16 protein-coding genes and 2 pseudogenes are annotated in these 24,474 nt (G+C 63.6%); 12 read left to right on the top strand and 6 right to left on the bottom strand.

Annotated elements, in window-relative coordinates:
- Positions 1 to 23 precede the first annotated feature (23 nt).
- On the top strand, positions 24 to 1,286 hold the full coding sequence (locus Q7P63_11090; GenBank protein MDP0500632.1) for a DUF2254 domain-containing protein: 1,263 nt from the start codon (positions 24 to 26) through the stop codon (positions 1,284 to 1,286).
- Positions 1,287 to 1,417: 131 nt separating this feature from the next.
- On the opposite strand, the gene Q7P63_11085 is transcribed toward Q7P63_11090, so the two are convergent.
- Entirely contained in the window at positions 1,418 to 3,367 is a 1,950-nt protein-coding gene (locus Q7P63_11085) for an ABC-F family ATP-binding cassette domain-containing protein (GenBank protein MDP0500631.1), read from the bottom strand.
- Positions 3,368 to 3,568: 201 nt separating this feature from the next.
- Here Q7P63_11085 and Q7P63_11080 point away from each other — a divergent pair, with 201 nt between their 5' ends.
- The 4 genes from Q7P63_11080 (at position 3,569) to Q7P63_11065 (ending at position 9,378) form a co-directional block, all read left to right on the top strand.
- Positions 3,569 to 4,495: a PEP-CTERM sorting domain-containing protein gene (locus Q7P63_11080; GenBank protein MDP0500630.1), complete on the top strand. Its 927-nt coding sequence runs from the start codon at positions 3,569 to 3,571 to the stop codon at positions 4,493 to 4,495.
- A 50-nt stretch (positions 4,496 to 4,545) separates the two neighbouring features.
- Entirely contained in the window at positions 4,546 to 5,436 is an 891-nt protein-coding gene (locus Q7P63_11075; GenBank protein ID MDP0500629.1) for a hypothetical protein, read from the top strand.
- Positions 5,437 to 5,506: 70 nt separating this feature from the next.
- On the top strand, positions 5,507 to 6,427 hold the full coding sequence (locus Q7P63_11070) for a PEP-CTERM sorting domain-containing protein (GenBank protein MDP0500628.1): 921 nt from the start codon (positions 5,507 to 5,509) through the stop codon (positions 6,425 to 6,427).
- Between the two features lie 143 nt (positions 6,428 to 6,570).
- Entirely contained in the window at positions 6,571 to 9,378 is a 2,808-nt protein-coding gene (locus tag Q7P63_11065; protein ID MDP0500627.1) for a metallophosphoesterase, read from the top strand.
- A 568-nt stretch (positions 9,379 to 9,946) separates the two neighbouring features.
- Here the strand turns inward: Q7P63_11065 and rho are convergent.
- The 3 genes and pseudogenes from rho to coaE all read right to left on the bottom strand — a co-directional run bounded on the left by rho (position 9,947) and on the right by coaE (position 13,193).
- A pseudogene (gene rho, locus Q7P63_11060) lies at positions 9,947 to 10,888 on the bottom strand (transcription termination factor Rho).
- 219 nt (positions 10,889 to 11,107) lie between these two features.
- Positions 11,108 to 11,458: pseudogene (locus tag Q7P63_11055) on the bottom strand (transcription termination factor Rho).
- Between the two features lie 1,132 nt (positions 11,459 to 12,590).
- Positions 12,591 to 13,193 (bottom strand): dephospho-CoA kinase, encoded by a 603-nt coding sequence (gene coaE / locus Q7P63_11050; GenBank protein ID MDP0500626.1) that lies wholly within the window; start codon positions 13,191 to 13,193, stop codon positions 12,591 to 12,593.
- A 109-nt stretch (positions 13,194 to 13,302) separates the two neighbouring features.
- Here coaE and Q7P63_11045 point away from each other — a divergent pair, with 109 nt between their 5' ends.
- Both Q7P63_11045 and Q7P63_11040 read left to right on the top strand, forming a co-directional pair.
- On the top strand, positions 13,303 to 14,199 hold the full coding sequence (locus tag Q7P63_11045; GenBank protein ID MDP0500625.1) for a hypothetical protein: 897 nt from the start codon (positions 13,303 to 13,305) through the stop codon (positions 14,197 to 14,199).
- A 1-nt stretch (position 14,200) separates the two neighbouring features.
- A complete protein-coding gene (locus tag Q7P63_11040) occupies positions 14,201 to 15,703 on the top strand; it encodes a GspE/PulE family protein (protein ID MDP0500624.1) in 1,503 nt (500 codons plus the stop codon).
- Positions 15,704 to 15,805: 102 nt separating this feature from the next.
- Here the strand turns inward: Q7P63_11040 and Q7P63_11035 are convergent, their stop codons facing one another.
- Positions 15,806 to 16,243, bottom strand: coding sequence for a hypothetical protein (locus Q7P63_11035; protein MDP0500623.1), 438 nt, complete (start codon positions 16,241 to 16,243; stop codon positions 15,806 to 15,808).
- A 20-nt stretch (positions 16,244 to 16,263) separates the two neighbouring features.
- Here Q7P63_11035 and Q7P63_11030 point away from each other — a divergent pair, with 20 nt between their 5' ends.
- Entirely contained in the window at positions 16,264 to 16,899 is a 636-nt protein-coding gene (locus Q7P63_11030) for a class I SAM-dependent methyltransferase (GenBank protein MDP0500622.1), read from the top strand.
- A 166-nt stretch (positions 16,900 to 17,065) separates the two neighbouring features.
- Here the strand turns inward: Q7P63_11030 and Q7P63_11025 are convergent, their stop codons facing one another.
- Positions 17,066 to 18,706 carry an NAD+ synthase gene (locus Q7P63_11025; protein ID MDP0500621.1) on the bottom strand — a complete coding sequence of 547 codons (1,641 nt, stop codon included), beginning with the start codon at positions 18,704 to 18,706 and terminating at the stop codon, positions 17,066 to 17,068.
- Positions 18,707 to 18,834: 128 nt separating this feature from the next.
- Here Q7P63_11025 and Q7P63_11020 point away from each other — a divergent pair, with 128 nt between their 5' ends.
- From Q7P63_11020 to ilvD, 4 genes are all read left to right on the top strand, one after another.
- On the top strand, positions 18,835 to 20,127 hold the full coding sequence (locus Q7P63_11020; protein ID MDP0500620.1) for a TolC family protein: 1,293 nt from the start codon (positions 18,835 to 18,837) through the stop codon (positions 20,125 to 20,127).
- Positions 20,128 to 20,344: 217 nt separating this feature from the next.
- Positions 20,345 to 20,929 carry a Maf family protein gene (locus tag Q7P63_11015; GenBank protein ID MDP0500619.1) on the top strand — a complete coding sequence of 195 codons (585 nt, stop codon included), beginning with the start codon at positions 20,345 to 20,347 and terminating at the stop codon, positions 20,927 to 20,929.
- A gap of 30 nt (positions 20,930 to 20,959) precedes the next feature.
- A complete protein-coding gene (locus Q7P63_11010) occupies positions 20,960 to 22,375 on the top strand; it encodes a hypothetical protein (GenBank protein MDP0500618.1) in 1,416 nt (471 codons plus the stop codon).
- Positions 22,376 to 22,727: 352 nt separating this feature from the next.
- Positions 22,728 to 24,443, top strand: a complete 1,716-nt coding sequence (gene ilvD, locus Q7P63_11005) for a dihydroxy-acid dehydratase (GenBank protein ID MDP0500617.1) — start codon at positions 22,728 to 22,730, stop codon at positions 24,441 to 24,443.
- Positions 24,444 to 24,474 lie beyond the last annotated feature (31 nt).

Genomic DNA, 24,474 nt, shown 5'->3' with positions numbered 1-24,474 from the left:
AGTTGAGCATACGTGCCTTACGCATGTCGCGCTTTCTCTGGATCATCTCGCAGCTCTCGTCGCGCCTTTGGGTGAACGCCAGCCTCTATGGCGTAGTGGCGGTGATCACGCCGCTACTGGCCATCCTGCTCAAGCAGTTCATCCCCTTCGACTTGCCGCAGAAGATCGGGGCCGACTCGGTGGGCTCCATCCTCAACATCCTCGCGACCAGCATGCTCTCGGTCACGATCTTCTCGCTCAGCACGATGGTGGCAGCGTATGGGGCGGCCACCAGCAACGTCACCCCGCGCGCCACCCAGCTGCTGATCGAAGACAAGCTCTCGCATCGCGCGCTCTCCACCTTCCTCGGCGCTTTCATCTTCAGCATCGTAGGCATCGTCACCCTCCAGACGGGAGTCTATGGAGAAAAGGGGCGGCTGATCCTCTTCGTCGTCACGATCGGTGTGATCGTAATGATCGTCGTAGCCCTCTTGAGCTGGATCGAATACCTCGCGCGGCTCGGCCGTGTTACCGAAACGATCGACCGCGTGGAGCGGGCGGCGACCGTAGCCCTCGAAACCCGTCTGCGCACACCCTACCTCGGCGGCGTGCCGTTATTACAAGATGATGCCATTCCCGCCGACGCCGTGCCGGTGGCGGCCGAAACCGTCGCCTACGTCCAGCACATCGACATGCCGCACCTCGCGGCGACGGCCCAGGAATATGGCGTCGACATCTACGTGGCTGCCTTACCCGGTAAATTCCTCGACGCCACCCTCCCTTTGGCACACGTGCGGGGCGAACTCGCCGGCGAAGAGGTGTGGGCGGAGATCCGGCGCGGCTTCATCATGGGCCACACGCGCTCCTTCCGCCAGGATCCGCGCTTTGGGCTCGCCGTGCTGCATGAGATCGCCATCCGCGCCCTCTCCCCGGCCATCAACGATCCGGGCACGGCAATCCAGGTCATCGGCACAGGCGTGCGTATCCTGTCCCGCTGGGCCGAGCGCAAGAAGCTGGTCGCCCCCGAAGGGGAACGCATTTACCAGCGCGTCTACGTGCCACCACTCAAGGCCGACGACATGTTCGACGACTTTTTCCCGCCCATCGCACGCGACGGTGCCACCTCCCCCGAGGTGCAGATCCGCCTCCAAAAGGCCTTCGCCGCCCTCGCCCGCACGGGAGACGCCGAACTCATCCGCTACTCCCACGAGCACGCCGCCCAAGCCCTCGCACGCGCCGAGCAAGCCCTCACCTTCGCCGCCGATAAGGAACGGTTGCAGGAAGTGGCGCAGTGGAGAGCGCTCTAAACAAGAGGCCTCACGCCAAGGCGCAGAGCCGCGAAGAAGCCCCTCATCAAAAGGGGGATCAAAAATCTTTCTTTTGCATCTTGGCGACTTCGCGTGACACCTACTACCTACTTGCTTTTCAACCCACTCCCCTACCCCTGCCAGCGCTCTTCGGCTTCTTCGAGTTCGACCTGGGCGAATTCCCAGGCTTCCATCGCATTTTGCTGGTCGCGCTTGGTTTGCTCGTAGGCCTGCATGTCTTCCTTGAGGCCGTCGCTGCGGGAGAAGAAGGCGGCATCTTTCATCTTTTCTTCCCACGTGGCAATGGCAGCGTCGAGGCGCTCGACTTCGGCCTCCAGACGCTCCACGTTCTGGCGCAGGGGCTGGAGCACGCGACGCTTTTCGGCCTCGCGCTGGCGGCGCTCCTTGGCGTTGAGATTGTCGACCGGCACGGCGGCGCTGGTGGCTTTGCCCGCGGCGGCGGCACTGGCAGCCGCCTGATCGGCCTCCACCTTGGCGAGGTATTCGCTGACGTTGCCCCAGAACATGCGGTGGCCGCTGGGGCTGATTTCGAGCACCTTTTGCACGATCGGGTCGAGGAAGTCCCGGTCGTGCGAGATGATGCAAAAGCCGCCGTCGTAGAGCCGCAACGCCTGCTGCAGGGTGCGCTTGCTCTGCATGTCGAGGTGGTTCGTCGGCTCGTCTAGGATGAAGAAGTTGGCGGGCTGGAGCAGCATGCGAGCGAGCGCGAGACGGTTCTTTTCGCCGCCGCTGAGCACGCGCACGGGCTTGAAGGCCTCGTCGCCCCGGAAGAGGAACGAGCCCAAGACGTCGCGGGCCTGCTGCTCGGTGGCATTGAGACCGCGCAGTGCCGCCTGCACCACGTTGTCGTTGGGGTCGAGCGATTCCGTCTGGTGCTGGGCGAAGTAGCTGAGCTGCACCTGGTGGCCCAGCTCGCGCGTGCCCTGGTCCATCGGCTCGTCGCCTGCCATCATGCGGGCGAGGGTCGATTTACCGGCACCATTGACGCCCACCACCGCGAGGCGCTCGCCCTTCTCGATCTTGAGGTCGAAGCCCTCAAACAGGCGGAGGCTGCCGTAGGCCTTGTGCAGGCCCTTGATCTCGAGCACGGTGGCGCCGCAGCGGGGAGCGGGCGGGAACTTGAAGCTGACGCTCGCCTCGTCGTCTTCGATCTCGACCAGCTCGATCTTGTCCATCGCCTTGATCCGGCTCTGCACTTGGGCGGCCTTGGAGGCCTTGGCGCGGAAGCGATCGATAAAGGCCTGCGTCTTCTCCATCTGGCGCTCCTGGCTCTCGCGCTGGGCGAGCGCAACGGCTTTGCGCTGGGCGTGCTCGGCCTCGTAAAAGCTGTAGTTGCCGTTGTAGACGTAGAGGTTGCCGCGCGAGAGGGCGAAAGTCTTGGTCGTCAGCTCGTCGAGGAAGGCACGGTCGTGCGAGATGAGGACGAGGCCGCCGGGGTAGGTGCGCAGGTATTGCTCCAGCCAGCGTTGGGAGGGCAAATCGAGGTGATTCGTCGGCTCGTCGAGCAACAGGAAAGTGGGCTGGGCGAGCAGGAGCTTCGACAGCGCAATGCGCATCTGCCAGCCGCCGGAAAACTCGCCGCAATCGCGCACAAAGTCCTTGGGCGCAAAGCCGAGGCCGCTGAGCACCTTTTCGGCCCGCGCCTGCAGCTTGTGGGCCTCGCGGGCCTCCAGCTCGCGCTCGATCTCGCCGATGTGCTCCAGCGTCTGGTGGTAGGGCGCGCTGTCATGGGGCAGCTCGTGCAGGCGTTCGCTGGCGGCGTGCATCTCGGCCTGCAGCTCGTAGGTGCGCACGTCGGCCTGCATCACTTCTTCGAGCACGGGCTGGCCGTGGGCTTCGAGGCCGTCCTGCGGCAGGTAGCCGAGGGTGGTGCCCTGGCTGCGGTCGATCCGCCCGCCGTCGTAATCGACCTTGCCGAGCAGCACCTTGAGCAGGGTCGACTTGCCGGAGCCGTTGCTGCCCACCAAGCCGATGCGGTCGCGGTCGCCCAAGCGGGCGCTGATGCCGTCGTAGAGCGCCTTGGGACCGTAGCGGAGGGAAAGCTGCTGGATCTCGATCATGAAAAGCCTCCAGCTAAGCACATCCGCCCCGCGCCGGAAATCCAAAAAGCGACGGCAGCACCCACGCCGCCAGAGCGCTGGTTTACGTTACGTTGACAAAGTTGCGACCCAGAAACGACATCGGAAGTATTGAGATTCCGATCCTGTTCGGCCGATATAAATCAACGAGTTCACCCTTCATCCTGCTCGCGGGATCTTACCATGCGCACACTTCTCCCTTTAATAACGATTGGATTGATCACGACTGCGGCCCATGGCCTGCAGATCACCCTGGACTATACCTACGATACCAACAGCTTTTTCTCGGGGGATAACGCCTATCGCCGGATCTATCTGGAAGAGGCCGCCAAAGTCTACGAACGCTTGCTGGTCGACGAGCTGAGCGCCATCCAACCCACAGCGCCCAACACCTACACCCAATACATTTACAACCCGGGGGACGGCTCAACCACGACCGTCGTGGACCGGCCCGTAGCGGCGAACGAAGTCATCATCTACGCAGGCGGGTTTGATTTGGGCGGTACGACCCTCGGGCGTGGTGGCTACGGCGGCTGGGAAGGCTATGGCACCCAGAGCTTTTTCGAAACGGTGAATCGCGGTCAAGGCTCCGTCACGGGCGAAACAGCCGACGACTTTGCCAACTGGGGCGGGTTCATGACCTTCAACACCACCGCGCCCTGGTATTTCGACGACGATGTGGACACGGTGGAAGACTTCGCCGGCCGGTTCGACTTCTATTCGGTCGCCGTGCACGAGTTTGGCCACGTCTTCGGCCTGGGTACAGCCGCCAGTTGGAAAAACCTGATCGACGACAACAACCTCTTCCAAGGCGAGAACTCGATCGCGCTCTATGGCAGCGCCGTGCCGGTCAACAGCACCGGAGGACACTGGGCCAATGGGGTGACCAGCGAAACCCTCGACGGCGAAACGCAGGAAGTGATCATGGATCCAGACATCGCGGCCAACGTGCGCAAGTATCTCACGCGCCTCGACATCGCTGGCCTTGATGATCTAGGCTGGGAAATCCACCCCGATTACGTTGTGGCAGTCCCTGAGCCGCGCACCTACGCCCTGCTCGCTGGTCTCTCTGTCCTCGGCATCGTCAGCTACCGCCGTCGCCGTCTCTAGGCGTCCTCTTCACGCTCTCAATGCGCAGTTCAACGTCTCTGTCCATCCTCATGCTGGCCCTCGCGGCCAGCGTCTCGGCCATTTCGTTTACCTTCGACTATCGTTACGACGAAGCTGGATTTTTCTCCGGCGAGAACGCGTGGCGGCGTGCCCATATCGAACGGGCAGCGAATGTCTTTGAAGGTTTGTTGGTAGACGACTTTTCGGCGATCCAGACCGGCGGCAGCAACCAGTACGAGTTTGAGGTCTACGACGTCGATACGTTCGAATCCGTCTACATCCCCGGCTTCGACCTGCGGGCCAACGAGATCCTGGTGTTTGTGGGCGCAACCGACTATCCCGGCCAAGCGGCAGCGCGCGGCGGTTGGGGCCTCTACCGCACCGACTCCACCGACCCCGACTTCCTCGCCTCGCTCGACCGGGGGCAGGCCAATGCACGGGGCGACCACGCCGACGAGTTTGGCGTCTGGGGCGGTATGATAACGTTCGACACCAGCGAGGCCTGGTATTTCGACGACGACGTGTCGACCATCGAGCCCTTCCCTGACCAACTCGACTTCTACAGCACGACGCTGCACGAACTGGGTCACGTCCTGGGCCTGGGCACAGCCGACAGCTGGTATGCGCAAAAGGACGAGAATTTCTTCTACGGCGAGGCCGCGATGGAGCTTTTCGGCGGTCCGGTGCCGCTCGACGACGATGCCCACTGGAAGGAAGACCTCATCAGCACCACCCTTGCGGGCGATGAGCAATTTGTCCTCGTCGACCCGTGGGTCATACCGGGGCTGCGCAAGGAGCTGACGCTGCTCGATCTCGCAGGGATGGAAGACCTGGGTTGGGAGATCCGCTATCCCGTGCAGGTACCGGAACCGCAGACGGTGGCCTTCCTCGGGGGGCTGGCCGGGCTCGCGCTGGCGGCAGGCCGTCGCCGTCGAGGTTGAGCAACGCTTTTTCGCATTGTGTTTATGGGCCGTTCGGGCAAAATCTAGGGGCCTCTTTTCTTTTTACCCCATGCAACGGCTCATCGCGCTCACTGGTCTCGGCCTGGCCCTCTCCGGCACCCTCTCGGCCCTCTCGTTTACGATCGACTACCGTTACGATATCGAAGGCTTTTTCTCAGGTGAGAACGCTTGGCGTCGCGCGCCATTGGAGGGCGCGGCCTTGGCGCTGGAGAACCTGCTGCAGGACGAGTTTACCGCCATCCAGACGGGAGGGGGCAATGCGTATGACATGGGCTTCTACCACCCGGGCACCGATTTGGAGTTTTACGCACCGGGGCTCGACATCGCGGCCGACACCTTGCTGGTCTTCGCCGGTGCCCTGGCCCTGCCCGACAACGTGCTGGCCTACGGTGGGCCCGGCTGGTACGAAAACGCGACCGGCAGTAACGCGTTTCTGGAATCGCTGCATCGTGGTCAAGGCGACGTCTGGAGCGAGGGTGCCACCGATTTCGGCTCGTGGGGCGGCGCGATCAGCTTCGACTCCGAGATCGACTGGTATTTCGATGACGACGTCTCGACCTTGGAAGCCTTTCCGGGTCAGTTCGACCTCTACACGGTGGCGCTGCACGAGCTGATCCACTTGCTGGGCCTCGGCACGGCCGAAAGCTGGTTTACGCTGGTGGGCGAAGACGGGCTCTTCCATGGTGCCGCCAGTTCGGCGCTGAATGGCGAGCCGGTGCCCGTCTCCGAAGATGGCAGCCACTGGGGGCCCGGCATCGACAGCACCACGCTGGAGGGCGAGGAGCAAGCCGCCCTGCTCGCGCCCTACCTCTCCGCCGGTCAGCGCAAGGAGGTCACCGCGCTCGACCTCGCCGGGCTGGCCGACCTCGGTTACGAGCCGCGCTACCCTCAAGTGCCCGAGCCGCGGGCGATCGCCCTGCTGGCGGGCTTGGCGGCACTGGCCCTTGGAGCCTGCCGGCGCCGTAGATAGACAGCTTTGGCAGGCCGTATCAGCTATTTCGTTACGCATTTTCCGGCGAAGGTTTACATTGTCACAAACCGTCACCTGCGGCGCGAACATGTAACCGTAGAGCTTTTGACAGGCTGGTATTGAGTCTCGGACTCTGGCAACGCATGACGCGAACCAGCCTCCTCTCTCTCACGCTCCTGGCCAGCCTCACCGGCCAACTGAGCGCGGAGCGCTACGTCTTCGACTTCGGCCTTGCCAACGAAGAAAGCGCTCGCCCCGACCTCTTCGGCACTTACTGGAACAACTTCTCCGACCGGACCGCCACCAGCGCGACCGGCTTTGTCGACATGGAGGGCAACCCGGCCGAGGGCCTGACGGTGACCTTCACCGATGCCTTCCCGGCCTCCAGCTCCAATACGATCGGCACGGAAAAGGTCTACACGCCCTCCGCCACCGGCGACTTCTGGTATGTGACCAAGGGCTCCGCCGACACCAGCGGGGCCTTTGTCATCGGCGGCCTCGACCCGAGCGGCAATACGGTCTACGACCTGCAGTTCTTCGCCTCCACCAACCGGCGGGCACCCCAGGTTTTCGATACCGATTACGCCGTCGCCGGCGCCACCTCCGAGACGACTACGCTCGTGATCGTCGGTAATGAAAGCAACGTGGCCCGTGTCGACGGCATGGTGCCCAACGCCTCCGGCGAAATCACCGTGACGGTGACCGCCTCCGCCACCTCCGACAGCTTTGGCGCGATCGGCGTGTTCGACCTCGCCTCCCGCGCCCCCGGCGACCCCGTGACGCCCGCGCCGGAAGAGCCGCAAATGCCCGACCCCTCGGCCATCGGCAGCACCCCCAACCCGTCCGCCGACCCCAGCGACGCCAACCCGCACGGCCTGCGTGCCTACGTGTGGGAAAGCGTCGACAGCTACACCAGCCGCGTGGGCCTGGGTGAGTTGTTGCGCCGTGCGGGCTTCCACGTCGAGCCCCTGCCCCTCGATGCTCCGCCGTTTGATGGCGAGCGCGAGACCGATGTGGACCTGATCGCCCTCGGCTCCTTTGTCTCCGAATCTCCCGCCTACGCCGCCTACATGGCCGAGTATGGCGACATGCTCGACGACTACATCGACCGCCGCGGCCTGCTGATCCAGTTTACCCAAAACGACTCCATCGAAGTCGAGCCGCCCTTCCTGCCCTCTACGCAGGACGCCAGCCGCAGCGATGCCGACTTTGACGCCCCGCTGATCCTCACGCCCGAGCACCCGCTGCTCGCCGGCGTGCCGACGGTCAACGAAGGCAAGGCCGTCTCGTGGATCATGGACAACAACCCCTCGCACCCGCACTACCCCGACGCCGGCTGGGAAGCCTTTGTGCAGTTCTTCGGCTTCCAGGTGCTGCTCTCGGGCGACGAGCGCGCACGCAACCCCATCCTGATGGAGGGTGCCTATGGCCAGGGCCGCTTCTTCCTCGCCGCCATGGGCAACGACAAGGTGCTCAGCGCCAGCAGCGGCCAGCAAGTCGCCCCCGAATCGCTCGCGGCCTTCAACGACGTGTTTTTCGCCAACCTCTATGAATACGCCAAGCTGGTGACCGACCTGAACACGCCGGCCCTCGACATCACGCCCCAGCCGGGCGAGTCCGAGATCGACGAAGGCGCCTGGACCATCGCCATCCTGCCCGACACGCAGATCTATTCGCAAAACTACCCGGGCGTGTTCTCCGCGCAGACGTCGTGGCTCGTCGCCAACCGTCAGCGCTACAATATCCGCTACGTGCTGCACCTGGGCGACATCGTGAACGTCAACTCGATCCCCGAGTGGCAAAACGCCCGCGAATCGCTCGGCATCCTCGACGGCAAGCTGCCCTACGCCCTCGTGCCCGGTAACCACGACTACGGCCCCGGCGGCAACGCCCGCACCCGCGCCACCTTCCTCAACGACTACTTCCACACCGAGTTTTACGAGCAGTGGCCGACCTTCGGCGGCGCCATGAATGAGGGCGAGATGGACAACACCTACCACCTCTTCCGCGCCGGCGGCATCGACTGGATCGTGATCGCCCTCGAGTGGGGGCCACGCGACAGCACGATCGAGTGGGCCGACTCCATCCTGGAGCGCTACCCCAACCGCAAGGCCATCCTGGTGACGCACGCCTACATGAACAACAACGACTACCGCTACGACATCACCGACACCGAGCGCCCGCAGGACTACAACCCGCACGTCTACAACACCGAGGGCGGCGTGAACGATGGTGAAGAGCTGTGGCAAAAGCTCGTGAAGCGGCACAACTTCGTGCTGACCGTCAACGGGCACGTGCTGGGCGACGGCGCAGGCTTCCGCATCGACCCCAACGACGCCGGCCAGAACGTGGCGCAAATGCTCGTGAACTACCAGATGCGCAGCCTCGGGGGCGAAGGCTACCTCCGCCTGCTCACGATCAACCCCGACAGCTCTGTCGACGTAAAGAGCTACTCGCCGATCTACGACAGCTACCTGACCGCGCAGGATCAGGAATTCAGCTTCGACCTCGCCATCGAGCCCGAAGACCTCAACGAAAACGGCGTGCCCGACTACTTCGACGCCGAGCTGGACAGCGACATGGACGGCCTGAACAACTACGAGGAGTTCGTGAACCTGGGCACCAACCCCATGATGCTCGACTCCGACGGCGACGGCCTCTCCGATGCCTTCGAGGTGGAGCATGGTCTCGACCCGGCCACCAGCGACGCCCACCTGATCGGCACCATCTTCGGCCACGCCAACCAGCTGGGCTACTACACCGCCGAAGACATCCACAACCTCAAGCCGGGCAGCCTCGTGGTGGAGCCCGAAAACGGCGGCCTGCGCCTGCAGTTCCAACTGCAGGAAAGCGCCGACCTCGAGCAGTGGAACGACTTGGGCGAGCCAATCGAAGCGACCGTCCCCGCCCCCTCCGGCGCGTCCTTCTACCGCTTCGCGATCGAGGAATAGTTTTCCTACGACCCGTCAGTTGATGAGCAGGGCGCTGTCTTTTATGAGGCAGCGCCTTTTTCGTGCACGGAACTTGGGCAGGTGCTCTCACCAGAAGCAAAAAGACACCTAGACACGACAATCGTTTTTCTCCCGGAGGGGAACAAAAGCTATCTCAAAACGGAGTGTAATTTATTAAATCCTCGATCTCCGAGAGGGTCAGCCCCGCAAAGGGTGCATCGTTTGGTTCGCCTTCCTCGCAGTCGCAACAAGCAAGTATTGGCCAATCATCATCGACCGGAGGTTTTATCCAGATCCAGTCCCGCACCGGGGGCGCTTGTAAGGCATCCGTCGCGTGGTAGTTCACCGGAATCAAGCTGGAGACGGCAAGGGCAGTCGCAGCGCTGCAAGCTACCGCAGCCATACACCCAACGAACTTGAAGCTAGGTAATAATGGTGCCGCCATAGGCCGAAACTACCTCACCAATCGAACGCTGTAAAGCGCAGAAAGCAGTCGCGTGGGACGCAAAAAAAGCCGGCCCTCGTGCTGAACGAAGGCCGGCCATAAAGCAGGAGAGAAACGCCTCTCTTAGCCGTTGATGCCCATGAGGAACTGGATGTTCGTCTGGGTCTTCTTGATGCGGCCGATGAGCATTTCCATCGCGTCGGTGCCGGGCACGCCCTTCATCGCACGACGGAGGCTGTGGACCTTGGCCATTTCGTCGGGGTGGTAGAGCAGCTCTTCCTTGCGGGTGCCGCTCTTGTTCATCTCGATGGCCGGGAAGACACGCTTGTCGGAGAGCTGACGGTCGAGGTGCAGCTCCATGTTGCCGGTGCCCTTGAACTCTTCGAAGATCACTTCGTCCATGCGGCTGCCAGTCTCGACGAGGGCGGTGCCGATGATGGTGAGCGAGCCGCCGCCTTCGATGTTACGGGCCGAGCCAAAGAAGCGCTTGGGCTTTTGCAGGGCCGTGGCTTCGACACCGCCGGAGAGGATCTTGCCGCTGTTGGCCGCCAGCGCGTTGTAGGCGCGGGCGAGGCGGGTGATCGAGTCGAGCAGGATGATGACGTCGCGCCCCTGCTCCACCATGCGGCGAGCCTTTTCGATCACCATCTCGGCGCAGTGCACGTGGTTCTCGGGCGTTTCGTCGAAGGTGGACGCGATGACCTCGCCCGACTTGATCTGGCGGCGGAAGTCGGTGACTTCTTCCGGGCGCTCGTCGATCAGGAGCACGATGAGGTGCGCCTTGGGCATGTTCTTGAGGATCGAGTTAGCGATGCCTTGCTGGAGGATCGTCTTACCCGTGCGCGGGGGCGCCACGATGAGACCGCGCTGGCCGAGGCCGACGGGCGTCAGGAGGTCGACGATACGCAGCGAGAAGTTGTCCCACTTCTTGGCCTCTTCGTTTTCGAGGATGATGCGCTCGGTCGGGTAATACGGGATCAGGTCCTCAAAGGGGGTCGACTCGCGCGGCTCGTTGGCCGGTGTGCCCATGATGTGCGTGATCTCGAGCACGTAGGGGCAGCTCTCCTCGTCGGCGTCGATCGAGGCCAGGTAATCGGCAATCGGGAAGAGGGCTTCCATCGCCTGCTCGGCGAGGGTGTCTTCCCAACCGTCGGGGATGGCCTCGCCGCCGGGCACGTAGGGGTCGCGGTCGTCGCTCTCCTCCTGCTCGACTTCTTCGATGGCGCGACCGGTATCGCGGAGCTGCTCCAGCGCGTCGTCGGGCATCGGCATGCGCGGCGGGTGGATCTGGGCCTTCACGATAGTGCCGCGCTGCAGCCCGTGCAGCTTCATCAGCGCAGGGGAGATAAAGGCGTTGAGCGGGCGGATGCGGTAGCTCTCGTGCTCGTAGACCACGACGCCGTAACCGTCTTCGGTTGTCTCGACGATGCCGTCGACCACGATGGCCCACTTGTGCTGCCAGGCGCGCCAGAGGATCTGCGTGAGCAGAGTCTGGCGGTCGGGAGTGCTGTCATGGCTGATCTCGAACTCGTCGGCCGCCGTCGCGATGAGCTGCGGCAGGGTCTGCTGCAGGAGCACGTTGAAGTTGACGGGGCCGCCCTCGCCCTTGCGGGCTTCCGCCGCGGCCTTGGCCATGCGGTCGGGATGGCGGAGCAAGGGCAGGTCGGTCAGTTCGCCGACTTCGAGGGTAAAGGTCTGCTCGGCACCAAAGAAGTCGGCCGAAGCGCGCTTGCCGCGTTCCTTGACCTTGGCCTTGCGCTGCTGCTTCTGGGCCTTCTTGTCGAACTTGCCCTGCTTGTCGAATTTCTTGCCACCGCCCTGATTGTTTTGGTTGTTACCGCCACCCCCCTGGCCTTGGTTGCCCTGGTTGCCGCCACCCTGGTTCTGGTTGCGCGGGCCGTTGTTGAAATTGCCTTTGCCGCCCTTCTGGTATTTGCCGCCCTTGTCGTTGCGGTTGTAACCGCCGCCCTGGTTGCCGCCTTGGTCCTGATTGCCGCCACCCTGATACTGCGGGCGCTGCGGCTTGTCGTTCCAGCGGTCATTGCGGTCGTTACGATCTTGGCGATCGTTGCGGTCTTGCCGTTCCGGGCGGTCCTGACGGTCGCCACGGTCCTGGTTTTGCGGACGGTTGTTGCCACGGTCGCGGTCACGGTCACGATCCCGGTCGTAACGGTCGTTACGATCCTGACGCTCGGGTCGGTCGCGATTGTCGTTGCGCTCGGGCTTTTCGCGGGGCTCTTCGGCCTTGGCGGCGGGCTCTTCGCGGCGGTCTTCCCAATCGTCGTAATCCGAGGAATAGCTGATCGGCACCGCCTCCTTCGTCACCGGGGGCTTCACCGCCAGGCGCGGGGCCGTCGGCGCGGCGGGCGCGGCCGGGGCCTTGGGTGCTTCGGGCTCTTCGCGGGCCTGAGTGGCCTCGCGGGGCGCGGCGTCTTCGCTGCTGCCTTCTTCGCGGGAAATCTTGCGGGCGACGCGCTTCTTGCGGGCCACCTTCTTGACGGGTGCCGCTTCGTCGGCCGGCGTGTGGACGGCATCGGCCTCGTCCGTCAGCTCCAGCTGGGTGGCAGCGGAGGCGGCGGTCTTGCGGGCAGACTTCTTCGCAGCGCGCTTACGGGTCGCCTTCTTGGCGGCGGGTGCGGGCGTGGATGCGGCTTCGTTTTGTTCCGCGTTGGGCAGGGTCTCGGATCGTTCGTCCATCTTCACTAACGTAAGTCCGCAGAGAGGTCTTGCGGGCTGGTGATAAATTACGGGGGTGGGCGGTGTTCTTTTACGCGCGGGGCGTGGCGAGGGCGCGAGCGACTTGCGCCTCCAGGTGAGCGAGGGAGCCCTCGTTCCAGATCACGACATCAGCGTTTTGCATTTTTTGCGCCACCGTCCATTGGTTGGCTTCACGTTGGGCGATTTGTTCGTCGTTCCATCCCCGGGCTTGCAGCCTTTGATGGCGGGTTTGGGAGCCGGCAGCGACACACCAGGTGAGATCGAAAGACGAGAAAAGGTTTTTTTCGAAGAGCAGTGGGATTTCGATGACCACCAGCGGGTGCGGCTCGTCGCAGATCTTTTGCCACGCGGCTCGGACTGCGGGATGCAGCAGCGCCTCAAGCTTGGCCAACCGCTCTCGTGAAGAGAAGACGATACGCCCGAGCGCCGCCCTGTCAACCTTTCCTTCGGGCCCGAAAATACCCTCGCCAAACGTCTCGCGCAACGGTTTCAGCACCTCCGGGTTGTCAAATTGCTCACGCGCCAGCAAGTCGGCCTGCGCCGTGGTGGCACCATGGCGCTGCAGGATCTCCAGCACCGTGCTTTTGCCGCAGCCGATGCCGCCAGTCAGGCCGATGCGCACGCGCGGAGGGTTTGGGTTGGACGGACTCATGCTCGGATAAGCGGCGTAAAAAAGAATTCAATACCAGTAAGGCTGGCAAAATGCCTTGAAGGGCGCGACGTAAAATGCTTGTTTACCGAGTGAAGGTTAGGACGCCCTGATGCCGACGGTCGATCTGAAACATACTGCCTCCATGCCCTACTCGCTCAAAGATATCGATGCCCGTCGGCCCGCAGAAGTGGTGGCAGCACTCCAGCGGCTGGCAACTCGGATCTTTCCGGGTTTCGACCCCCACTTTATCGAGGAAGCCGTCACCAGTACGCAAAACATCTTTGAAGGGCGTTTCGGGGACTTTCAAGCCATGGATACCGTTTACCATGATTTGGAGCATACCCTGCAGGCCACCTTGTGCTGGGCCCGCCTCTTCAGCGCCTACGTCCGCAATGTGCACGAGCTGACGCTGACGGAACACGACCTGCGCGTGGGCCTCTACGGCATCCTGCTGCACGACATCGGCTACCTCAAGCGCAAGGGCGACGGAGAGGGCACGGGCGCCAAATACACCTTCGTGCACGAGCGCCGGAGCTGCGAAATGGCCCAGATCTACCTCCTCGGGCTCGGCTGGTCGTTTGACGACATCTTCTCCGTTCAGCACCTCATCAGTTGCACCGGCCCGCGCTCGCTGATCGACTCGATCCCCTTTGTCAGCCCCACGGAGCGCCTGCTGGGCCAGATGGTCTGCACAGCCGACTTCCTCGGGCAAATGAGCGACCCGGGCTACCCGGACAAGCTACCCGTGCTCTTTAAGGAATTTGAAGAGAGCGACGATTTCCGCCAGGTGCCGGTCGACGAGCGCGCCTTCCGCAGTGCCGATGCATTAATGCAGAATACCCCTCTCTTCTGGGCCGATTTTGTGATCCCCAAGCTGGAGCTGGACTGCGGCGGCGTGTGCCACTACCTCGCCGAGCCCTACCCGAATGGGCGCAACCCCTACCTGCTCGCCGTGGAAGACAATATCGAGCGACTGCGCCAACGCCAGTTGCGCCACGTAGGCTAAGATGGCCGACGCCGCGCCTCCCCCAGCGCCCCATCGCGAATGGGCCGAGCTGGTCGAGCACCTGCGCACCCAGCGCGACGTCTCGACCGCCGACATCGCCCTTGCCCGCCTCGCTACCGGCTCCGAAGACCCGCAAGCCTGGCTGGCGTATTGGGAGCAGATCGCACTCGTCTCCTCCACCCGCCGCGTGGCCGCGCTCGCCGCCTTGCTCGGCTGGCCAATGGTGACGCTGACCGATTTTGAGCCCGCCGCCACGCAGGCCTTTTCACGCGACTGGATCCGCGCCCACCGCATCGTGCCCTGGGCCCAGCGCGACGGCCACCTCGTCCTTGCACTCGACGCCCCGGCGAAGGCAACCACCGCCCGCGCCATGGCTGCCCTTTGCGCCCGCCCTGTCGTACTGGCCCTGACCACCCCCGAGCACCTCGAAGCCGCCCTGAAGCCCTCCGCATCTACACCAGTCACAGGAAACCCGGCAGACCACGGACAAGCGGGCCGCCTGGAAGCTCTGCTCCTGCAGGGGCTGGAGCGCCGGGCGAGCGATGTACACCTCGAGCCCCACGGCACGGCTTTGCGCCTGCGTTGGCGCATCGACGGTCGCCTCCAGCCCGGCCCCCAGGTGCCGCCCGTGCATTGCCGCGAACTGCTCAACCACCTCAAGCTGCGAGCCGGGCTCGCCTCCACTGAGACGCGACGCCCGCAGGATGGCCGTTTCAGCGCGGTGGGGCGACATTGGCGCGTCTCGATCTTGCCGGCGCTGACCGGCGAATCGGTCGTCATGCGCCTGCTCGACCACACCGAAGCCCCCACCCGCCTCGATGCGCTCCAGATGCCGTCGGCGATCCAGTACGAGCTGGAGCAGGAGCTTCACTGCGGCGAAGGCCTGCTGCTCGTCACCGGCCCCACCGGCTCGGGCAAGACGACGACCCTTTACGCCCTCGTCCGCGCACTCAGCGGCCCCACCCGCAAGGTGGTGACGGTCGAAGACCCGATCGAAGCACAGCTCCCCGGTGTGGGCCAGGTCGCCGTGCGCCCGCAACACGGCTTGAGCTTTGCCGATGCCCTGCGCGCCCTGCTCCGTCAGTCGCCCGACGTGATCCTGATCGGTGAGATCCGGGACGCCGAGACCGCGCGCGTAGCCGTCGAAGCTTCCCTCACCGGTCACCTCGTGCTCTCCAGCCTGCACACCAACGACAGCGTGGGAGCCGTCACCCGCCTCCGCGATCTGGGGATCGAAAACTACCGCCTCGCAGCCAGCCTGCGGGGGGTGCTTGCCCAGCGCCTCGCCACCCGCCACACCGGTCAGGTGGGCCGCCGCGCGATCTTTGAATGGCTGCGCCTCGGCCCGGCTCTGGCCGAAGCCATCCACGCCGGTCAACACGACGCCCAGCTACGGGTATTGGCCCAAACCCACGGCCACCACCCCCTCTCTACCCACGCCCGCGAGTTGATCGCAAAGGGCGAAATCGCCCCCGAGACGCTGGACGCACTGGGCGTGGAGTAGCGTCAGAGTATGAGAGGGGATTTTAACCACAAAAGGCACAGAAAACACAGAAAAAGGCAGTCAGGAAGATGATGAGCGTTCGGAAAGCGATGGGCTTCTCACTCATTTCGGCTTTCCAGACCATCCGTCGCCAAAGTTATTTTTTGTGTGTTTTGTGCCTTTTGTGGTTAAACAGACTTTGGTTCGCTTCTCCGAAAGCAACTCATAATCAACCCCTGGAATCATCGGCGGAGTCTCATCGGCTGCCGGCTCCATTCTTAGGCTGACGCCCGTGCGGTAGAGAGCTTGTCCGCATTTGGGGCAACGGCAGTCGGGATCGCAGGGTAAAACGGCTTCTTCGGTCGACCGCATCCAGAGGATGTCTCGCTTGAATTGACCAGGAACGCCCTTTTTGAGTGGGGCGTCAATGATCCAGCCTTCCCACCCGCAGCTACCCTCTTTTACACCACACACCGCGTAGACGATCCACACGCAGTCTGGCAGGTCGACATCATCAACCTCCAGATCTCGTAGTTCGTGGAATTTTTTCGGCAAGGCCATCCCTACCCTTTAGATAGCTTGTGCCGGAGCGACAAGCGCAAGAGCATGGCTGGATGCACGCAACTCCCGGAACGCGCGGCTATGAGAGTGGGGTCGAGCGCTTCATCCAAGCGAGCCAGACGCTGAATTTCGCGGTGACGAATCGGGACTTCCTGCCGTATTTGCCGCCTTTGCCGGCGCGTGTGCTCGATCTGGGCGCAGGTGTGGGACAAAATGCGGCAGCATTGGCTCGGTTGGGCTACGAGGTCGTGGCGGTCGAGCCGCTGGGCGACTTTGTCGAAGCGGCACGGAGGACCTACCCCGGCCTTTCAATCCACTCGCAGCAAGACAGCCTCCCGCAGCTCGAAAGCCTGCACGACGTGGCACCTTTCGACTTCATCCTGCTGGATGGGGTATGGCACCACCTCGATCCTGATGAACGCCCGGTGGCAATGGCCCGGATCGCGTCCTTGATGCATCCGGGTGGACGTTGCGCGATCTCGCTGCGCAACGGCCCGGCGGGGATGGGGACCCATCTCTTCCCCACTAGCGCGGCAGAGACGATCCGCCAAGGCGCGGCCTGCGGTCTCAAGGCCATCTTGCACCTCGAAAACCAGCCCAGCCTCTTTGCGCACAAGGTCGGCGTAAGCTGGGCACGGGTGGTTTTGGAGAAGTAAAAATCTTCTTTACCAGAAAAGACAGAAAAGGGTCAGGAAAGCGAATGAAGGTCGAAAACGGTCTGGTTTCTCCCTCTATATTTTGTGCCCCTTGTGCTTTCTGTGGTTAAAACCTCTTCTCTGCCCTTTTCTGCTTTCTCTGGTTAAACCCCAGCCGCGCCTCTAATCACCCCACATAGCGTTGCACGATGGGGATGCGGCGACCGACGCCGAAAGCGAGGGGGCTGAGCTTGAGGCCCGGGGGCATTTGCTTGCGCTTGTATTCGTTGAGGTCGACCTTGCGCACGACGTCGCGCACGACCTCTTCGGCAAAGCCGGCGGCGATGATTTCGCGCGACGACTGGCCTTCCTCCACGTAGAGGCGCAGGATCTCGTCGAGCACGTCGTAAGGCGGCAGGCTGTCCTCGTCTTTCTGGTCGGGGCGCAACTCCGCGGACGGCGGCTTGACGATGGTGTTTTCGGGGATGATCTCGCGCTCGCGGTTGATCCAGCGGCAAAGCGCAAAGACCTTCGTCTTGGGCAAGTCGCTGATTACCGCCAGGCCGCCGCACATGTCGCCATACAGCGTGCAGTAGCCGACCGATACTTCGCTTTTATTGCCGGTGGTGAGCAGGAGGCGACCGAATTTGTTGGAGAGCGCCATGAGCAACACGCCACGCGAGCGGGCCTGTACGTTTTCCTCCGTCACGTCGGGGGCGAGGCCTTCGAAGAGGGGGGCCAGCGTGCCTTCGACTGCGCCCACCACATCGCCAATCGGCAACTTGCGGAACTCGATGCCGAGGTTGCGGGCGAGCACTTCCGCGTCGTCCTGACTGTGCTGACTGGAGATGCGGCTCGGGAGACTTACGCCCAAGACATTCTCCTTGCCAAAGGCGTCTGCCGCAATCACCGCCGTCAGCGCGCTGTCGATGCCGCCGCTGAGGCCGAGCAGCGTCTTTTTGAATCCGGTCTTGTGCGCGTAGTCCCGCGTGCCGAGCACGAGGGCGTCGTAGATGTCGGCCAGGTGCTCGCGGTCAAAGCTCGGGTGAATGGTACCACCGCTGGCGAGGTCGATCACCTGCTGGTCTTCGTCGAACGCGGCGAGGGCGCCCATCAGCTTACCGCTGGCATTCACCGCCATGCTCGCGCCGTCGAAGATCAGCTCGTCATTGCCGCCCACGAGGTTGACGTAGACGACCGGGGCGCCCGTCAGCTTGGCTGCGCGGCGCACGAGGTCGAGGCGCTCGTTGCCCTTGCCATAGTGCCAGGGGCTGGCCGAGAGGTTGAGCACGAGGTCCAGCGGGCCCTGCGCTGCCAGTTGAGCCAAGGGATCGGCACGATAGTAACGAGCGGTCTCGATCTGGTCGCCCGTCCAAATGTCTTCGCAAATCGTCAGGCCTACGCGGCGGCCCTTCCATTCATACACCGTGGGGGCGTCGGCGGGCTCGAAGTAGCGGGCCTCGTCGAATACGTTGTAATTCGGCAGCAGGCACTTGTGCGTCACATGGCGGATCTCGCCCTGCTCCAGCCACGCGGCGGAGTTGCGGAAGGCCCGACCCCGCTCGTTTTCGTTGGATGCAATAAACCCGATCACGAGCGGCACCTCGCCCACTTCGCGTGCGATCAGCTCCAGGCTCTCGCGGTTGTCCGGCACAAAGCGGGACTTGAAGAGCAGGTCGCGGGGCGGGTAGCCCGTCACCGCCAGCTCGGGCAGCAATACTAGCTCGGCTCCGCCGCGCACCAACTGGTGATAAGCACGGAGGATACGCTCGCGGTTGCCGGTGAGGTCACCCACCGTAAAGTTCAATTGGGCCAGGCCAATCTTCATGTGCCCAAAGTAGGGTTTATGTCGCGCGGTGCAAGTGCGCACAAAACCACTTGTAGTTTGCAGCCTATTCTGCAATTTGCTTGCCTGTGATTGACGGAGCCGTCGATTATAACAAGCGTTTGTTTGCCATGAAATGCCTCTCTCTGTTGCTCTTGCTGGGGATCACGCTGCCGCTGCGCGCCCAGACCACCGCACCGGCCCAAGTCCTGACGCTGCAGGATGCGCTACAACGGGCTTCCCGCGCCAACCTGCAACTGCTACTGAGCCAGGAGCAGGTGACCGAAGCGCAAACGAACGTCGGCACCGCCCGCTCGGCCCTGCTGCCGAGCGTCACCGGCGAGGCCTCGCAGAGCCGCAACCAGCAATACCTGAATTTTGGCGACCAGCTGAGTGGCACCCTCACGACCGATTCCTTTAGCGCCCTGCTGCAGGCCCGTCTTTCGATCTTCGACTACAATGCCTGGACCAGCTACCGGGGCGCCAAGCTGGGCGTACAGGTGGCCGAGGCCCAGCTTGAGGAGACCGTGCAGGACATCTGGCAGCAAATCGGCCAGTCCTACCTCCTGCACTTGCGCAACGAGCGCCAGATCGACGTGATCGAAGCCGCCATCGAGCGCGACCGGACCCTTTTTGACCAGGCCCAGGAGCGTGCGGACGCTGGCGTGGCTTCGGCCCTCGACCTCAACCGCGCCGAGGTGCAGCTGGCCAGCAGCGAATTCCAGCTCGTGGAGCAGGAAACGGCGGCCTACGAAAGTGAATTGACGCTCAAGCGGCTGCTCAACCTGCCGCTCGACCAGCCCTTGCAGTTGGTCGATCCGGAACTGGAAGACGTGGGCGAAGCGGCTTTCAACGGCCAGCAACTGCAGGAGATCCTCGACCAGCGCGCTGCCGTCCGGCAAGCCAGGCTCGCCATCCAGCGCAGCCAGGTGGCCCTCCGCAGCGCCCGAGGCGAGCGCTTGCCCGATGTCGCGCTCACCGGCAACTATGGCGTCAACGGGGAGGACATGGGCGATACCCATGAAACCTGGGGCGTCCAGCTCGGCGTATCGGTGCCGATTTGGGAAGGCGGTCGCATCACCGCCGAAGCCCTGCGTGCGCGTTCGCAGCTCCGCCAGAGCGAGCTGCAGCTGGAGCAGACGATCCAGCAACTGGGAGTCGACTACCGCCTGACGCTCGACCAGCTCCGCGCTGCCCGCCGTCAGGTGGAGATCGCCGAGCGCCGCGTGCGCCTCAGCCGTAGCGAACTCGACCTCGCGCGCACCTCTTTCCAGGAAGGCATCGCCGACAACAGCGAGCTAACCGACGCACAAGCCAACCTCGCCACCGCCGAAGACCAGCTCGTGCAAGCGCGCTACGCCCTCGACCTCGCCGTCGTCAACCTGGCCCGCGTCCGTGGACGCGTGCAGGAAGTCGCACAGTAATAGAAGAAGAAGGCGCAATTTTTTACTAGAAAAAGCAGAGAAGACAGAAAAAGGCTTTTGATTTTCGGCCCAAGAGAAGTCCCATCCAGCAGACACTCGTCTCATGGTCTTCTCTGAGTTTTCTGCCTTTTCTGGTGAATTCTTGCTCCCCCTACCAGCTCTCCCTTTTGGCGGTTAAATCTTGAGTCCTGGCGCGACTGCCCCACCCTTGTATTTTATGGAGTTGATCCTGGCTTCCGGTTCTCCCCGACGACGTGAATTGCTGACTTTGATGGGCCTGCGCTTCCGCGTGCAGCCGGCCGATGTGGACGAGATCGAGGAGGCGGAGCCGCAAGCCCTGGTGGCCGACAACGCCCGCCTCAAGGCCGAGGCCGTGGCCAAACTGGCACCCGATGCGCCCATCCTCGCCGCCGACACGACAGTCGCGCTCGGCGACATGGTGCTGAACAAGCCGGGCGACCTCGAAGAAGCGCGCAGCATGCTCCTGCTCCTCAGCGGGCAGACGCACGTCGTCTATACCGGCGTAAGCCTGCATTGGGCCGCCCGCGAGGTGCGCCACGATTTTGTCGAGTCGAGCGAAGTCACCTTCCGCGAGTTGGAGGAAGACGTGATTACGCAGTATTTCGAGCGCGTTAACCCGCTGGACAAAGCCGGTGCCTACGGCATTCAGGAAGGTCGCGAGCTGATCATCGAGCGCTGGACCGGTTCGCTGCACAACATCATGGGCCTGCCCACCGAGCGCCTCGAAACCGAGTTGCGCAAGCTGGGTTGGTTGAACGATCTACGCACCAAGGGCGTCTAGTAAAGGGATGCCCTCTGGGATCCTCGCCCCATGAGCAGCCTGGACACCAAGCCCAAGATGTCGCCGCCCCCGCCGGACCTGCCGCCTTCGCCCCGCCCGAAGCCGCAGGAGCAAAACTGGCTGCGCCAGCCGCGCGACCGCGACAACCTGATCTATGGCGCGCTCATCGCCATCCTGCTGCACCTGATCGTCTTCGCGCTCTTCCCCACCAGCATCGTCGTGCCGGTGATCAAGGAAGACCCGCCGCGCCAGCTCGAGATCACGCTGGAAATCCCGGAAGAGGAATTGCCGCCAGATCCCCCGGAGTTCGAGATCATCCGCTCCAACCCCGAAGCGCCGGACGAGATCCCGACCGAGCCGACCGAGCTGGTCTCGGATCGCAACCAGACGGCCGCCAATACCGCCGAGCCCGAGACGCTGAGCCTCGACCAGACGCCAGCCAACGAGGGCGAGGAAGACACCGACCGCATCGTCCAGGGCAACCCGTACGAGCCCACCGAGGCCAGCAACCTGAAGGCCGACGAGATCGACCAGGAGGTGCGAGAGGCCCAGCCCGGCGCGCAGGAAAGCGCCGAACAGGCCGAGCAGCAACCTTCCGAGCAACCCCAGCAGCAGGAGCCTTCCGAAGCCGACGCCACCGAGCAAGCCCAGGCACAGGAGCAACCGGCCCCGCAAGAGCAGGAGACGCCCCAGGCGGCTCCCCAGCCCTCGCGCGCCCAGCCGGAGGTGCCGCAAATGGCAGCTCAGCCCGAGCAACCGCCGATTCCCCCGCGGCCAGGTTGGGAACCGGACGAAGTCTTTAACAACGAAGGCCCCAACGTGGTGCGGATCGAAGAGAGCCCGCCCCGCCTCGAAGTGCCCGAAAACCCGAACCTGCCACCCAGCCAGGCGACCAACCCGCAGCAACAGCCCAGCGCACAGCAGCCCTCGCCCCGCGCACAGCAGCCCTCGCCCCGCGCGCAGCCGCAGACGGCCCAGCAAGAGCCCCAGCCGGCGCAAAATGCCCAGCAGGCCACGCCCTCGACCGCGCCGGAGCCTCGCCCACGGGTCTCTGTCACCCGTGATCGCACGCTGGGCCCGCTCCGCCAGTCCGACGAAGGCGTCATGCGCCGCAGCCACGTCGCCTTCAACACCAAGTATTCGCAGTTTGGCGAATATTGGGCCCAGGTGGAGGAAGCCTTTTACCTGCGCTGGATCGACCTCTTGCGCAACAGCCGCTCCAGCGAACTCGCCAACCGCGCCAGCGTAACCGTTACCTTTTCGATTGACCGCAACGGGGAGATCGTCGACCTGAAGATTCACGAGGAGAGTAGCGGCAGCATGCTGCAGAAGATCTTCGTAGAAGACGCGATTCAGAGCCCTGCCCCCTACCGCAAGTGGACCCCCGAGATGATCCTGCTCGGCGAAGAGACGCTGGAAATGACCGTCACCTTCCGCTACTTCTAGCATCTCATTGAGCTCTATGGTGGCACCCTTCCAAGGTGCTATGAAGCGCGGGTAAAATACCCGGGGTGTCGGTCCGCTCTTGCGGACCTCAACCCCGCGCTAAGATCTGGCAAGCCTCTGGCTTGCTGGACGATCCAGCATCCCAAACGGGATGCCAGCGAGATAGCCGGGGGTTGAGGACGCACCGCGGCCGACACCCCCGGATAGATACCTAACCAGATTCTGCACCCGGGAGGGGTGCCACTGCGTCAGGATCCACCCGCCGTGATACCAGGCCCGCCTCCGCCGCCCTGCACGAGGCGTAAAAAGGTGCTGGCCTCTGCGCGTGCGTTCGCTCATGGTAGACCGCCTCATGAGCGAGAATCAGCTGCCCCGTCCCCATTCGTCTACGGTGGTCGATGGCGTGGATCGCGCTGCGGCGCGGGCCATGCTTCGAGCCACCGGTTTTGGTGACGAAGACTTCAAGAAGCCCCAGATCGGCATTGCCAGCACCTGGAGCGACCTGACCCCCTGTAACATGCACATCAACGAGCTGGCCGAACACGCCGCTCGCGGGGTGGACAGCCATGGCGGCAAGGCCGTAACCTTCGGCACCATTACCGTCTCCGACGGCATCTCGATGGGCACGAAGGGCATGCGCTACAGCCTCGTTTCGCGCGAGGTGATCGCCGATTCCATCGAAACGGTGGTGGCAGGTGAAGGCTTCGACGGCGTGGTCGCCATCGGCGGTTGCGACAAAAACATGCCCGGCTGCGCGATGGCCATTGCGCGCCTCAACCGCCCGGCCGTGTTCGTCTATGGTGGCACCATCCTGCCCGGCTTCATGCCGCACGACACCAAGGAGGAAAAGCCGCTCGACATCGTTTCCGTTTTCGAAGCCATCGGCAAGCACGCCAAAGGCGAGCTCGACGACGCGGGCCTGAAGGAAGTCGAAAAGGTCTGTATCCCCGGGGCCGGCTCCTGCGGCGGCATGTATACGGCCAACAGCATGGCCAGCTGCATCGAAGTGCTCGGCCTCTCCCTGCCCGGCAGCAGCAGCCAGCTCGCGATCTCCAAAGACAAGCGCCAGGACTGCGAAAACGCCGGTGCGGCCGTGCTTGAGCAGCTCAAAAAGGGCATCAAGCCCAGCGACATCCTCACGCGCCAGGCCTTTGAAAACGCCATCACCGTGGGCATCGCCCTCGGCGGCTCCACCAACATCATCCTGCACTTGCTGGCCATCGCCCACAGCGCCGGGGTGGAGCTGAGCATCGACGACTTTGAGCGCCTCGGCGAAAAGGTGCCGCTGTTGTGCGACGTGAAGCCCTTTGGCCGCTACAACATGAGCCACCTCATCCGCATCGGCGGCGTGCGCCCGCTGATGAAGATGCTGCTCGATCGCGGCCTGCTGCATGGCAACTGCCTCACCTGCACCGGCGAGACCATTGCCGAGAGCCTGAAGAACGTGCAGCCCTACCCGAGCTTCCCCGACAAGCAGGACATCGTCCACCCGTGGGACCAGCCGATCAAGCAGACGAGCCACCTGCGCGTGCTGCGCGGCAACCTCGCCCCCACCGGCGCCGTCGGCAAGATCACGGGCAAGGAAGGCCTCTACTTCAAGGGCACGGCCAAGGTCTACGAAGGCGAAGAAGACGCGCTGAAGGGCATCCTGCGGGGCGACATCGTGGCGGGCGACGTGGTCGTGATCCGCAACGAAGGCCCTGCCGGCGGCCCGGGCATGCGCGAAATGCTTTCGCCCACCTCCGCCGTGGCCGGTCGCGGCCTGATCAAGGAAGTGGCGCTCATCACCGACGGTCGCTTCTCCGGCGGCTCGCACGGCTTCGACGTCGGCCACATCACGCCCGAAGCGGCCCTCGGCGGCCCCATCGGCGTGGTCAAGACGGGTGACACGATCGAGATCGACGCGGTCAAGAATACGATCAACGTCCTCATCCCCGACGAAGAGCTGCAGGCCCGCCTCGCCCAGTACCAGCCCAAGGGCCCGGGCGAAAAGCGCGGGGTGCTCGGCAAGTACGCCAAGCTCGTCCGCTCCGCCAGCGAAGGCGCGGTGACGGACAAGGACCTGTAGGCCTCGCCATAAATGCCTCATTTTTCAAAGG

It is taken from the genome of Verrucomicrobiota bacterium JB022 (assembly GCA_030673845.1).
Lineage (GTDB): Bacteria > Verrucomicrobiota > Verrucomicrobiia > Opitutales > Oceanipulchritudinaceae > WOUP01.
The sequence above is the reverse complement of the archived record's forward strand: the minus strand, read 5'-3'. Positions and strand labels throughout refer to the sequence as shown.

Bases quoted from the DNA above. Each gene is read 5' to 3' on its own strand.
- Q7P63_11025 (MDP0500621.1), bottom strand. From the start codon at position 18,706: ATGAAGATTGGCCTGGCCCAATTGAACTTTACGGTGGGTGACCTCACC.
- coaE (MDP0500626.1), bottom strand. From the start codon at position 13,193: ATGAGTCCGTCCAACCCAAACCCTCCGCGCGTGCGCATCGGCCTGACT.
- Q7P63_11010 (MDP0500618.1), top strand. From the start codon at position 20,960: ATGAGCAGCCTGGACACCAAGCCCAAGATGTCGCCGCCCCCGCCGGAC.
- Q7P63_11035 (MDP0500623.1), bottom strand. From the start codon at position 16,243: ATGGCCTTGCCGAAAAAATTCCACGAACTACGAGATCTGGAGGTTGAT.
- ilvD (MDP0500617.1), top strand. From the start codon at position 22,728: ATGAGCGAGAATCAGCTGCCCCGTCCCCATTCGTCTACGGTGGTCGAT.
- Q7P63_11045 (MDP0500625.1), top strand. From the start codon at position 13,303: ATGCCGACGGTCGATCTGAAACATACTGCCTCCATGCCCTACTCGCTC.
- Q7P63_11015 (MDP0500619.1), top strand. From the start codon at position 20,345: ATGGAGTTGATCCTGGCTTCCGGTTCTCCCCGACGACGTGAATTGCTG.
- Q7P63_11065 (MDP0500627.1), top strand. From the start codon at position 6,571: ATGACGCGAACCAGCCTCCTCTCTCTCACGCTCCTGGCCAGCCTCACC.
- Q7P63_11090 (MDP0500632.1), top strand. From the start codon at position 24: ATGTCGCGCTTTCTCTGGATCATCTCGCAGCTCTCGTCGCGCCTTTGG.
- Q7P63_11040 (MDP0500624.1), top strand. From the start codon at position 14,201: ATGGCCGACGCCGCGCCTCCCCCAGCGCCCCATCGCGAATGGGCCGAG.
- Q7P63_11080 (MDP0500630.1), top strand. From the start codon at position 3,569: ATGCGCACACTTCTCCCTTTAATAACGATTGGATTGATCACGACTGCG.
- Q7P63_11070 (MDP0500628.1), top strand. From the start codon at position 5,507: ATGCAACGGCTCATCGCGCTCACTGGTCTCGGCCTGGCCCTCTCCGGC.
- Q7P63_11075 (MDP0500629.1), top strand. From the start codon at position 4,546: ATGCTGGCCCTCGCGGCCAGCGTCTCGGCCATTTCGTTTACCTTCGAC.
- Q7P63_11020 (MDP0500620.1), top strand. From the start codon at position 18,835: ATGAAATGCCTCTCTCTGTTGCTCTTGCTGGGGATCACGCTGCCGCTG.
- Q7P63_11085 (MDP0500631.1), bottom strand. From the start codon at position 3,367: ATGATCGAGATCCAGCAGCTTTCCCTCCGCTACGGTCCCAAGGCGCTC.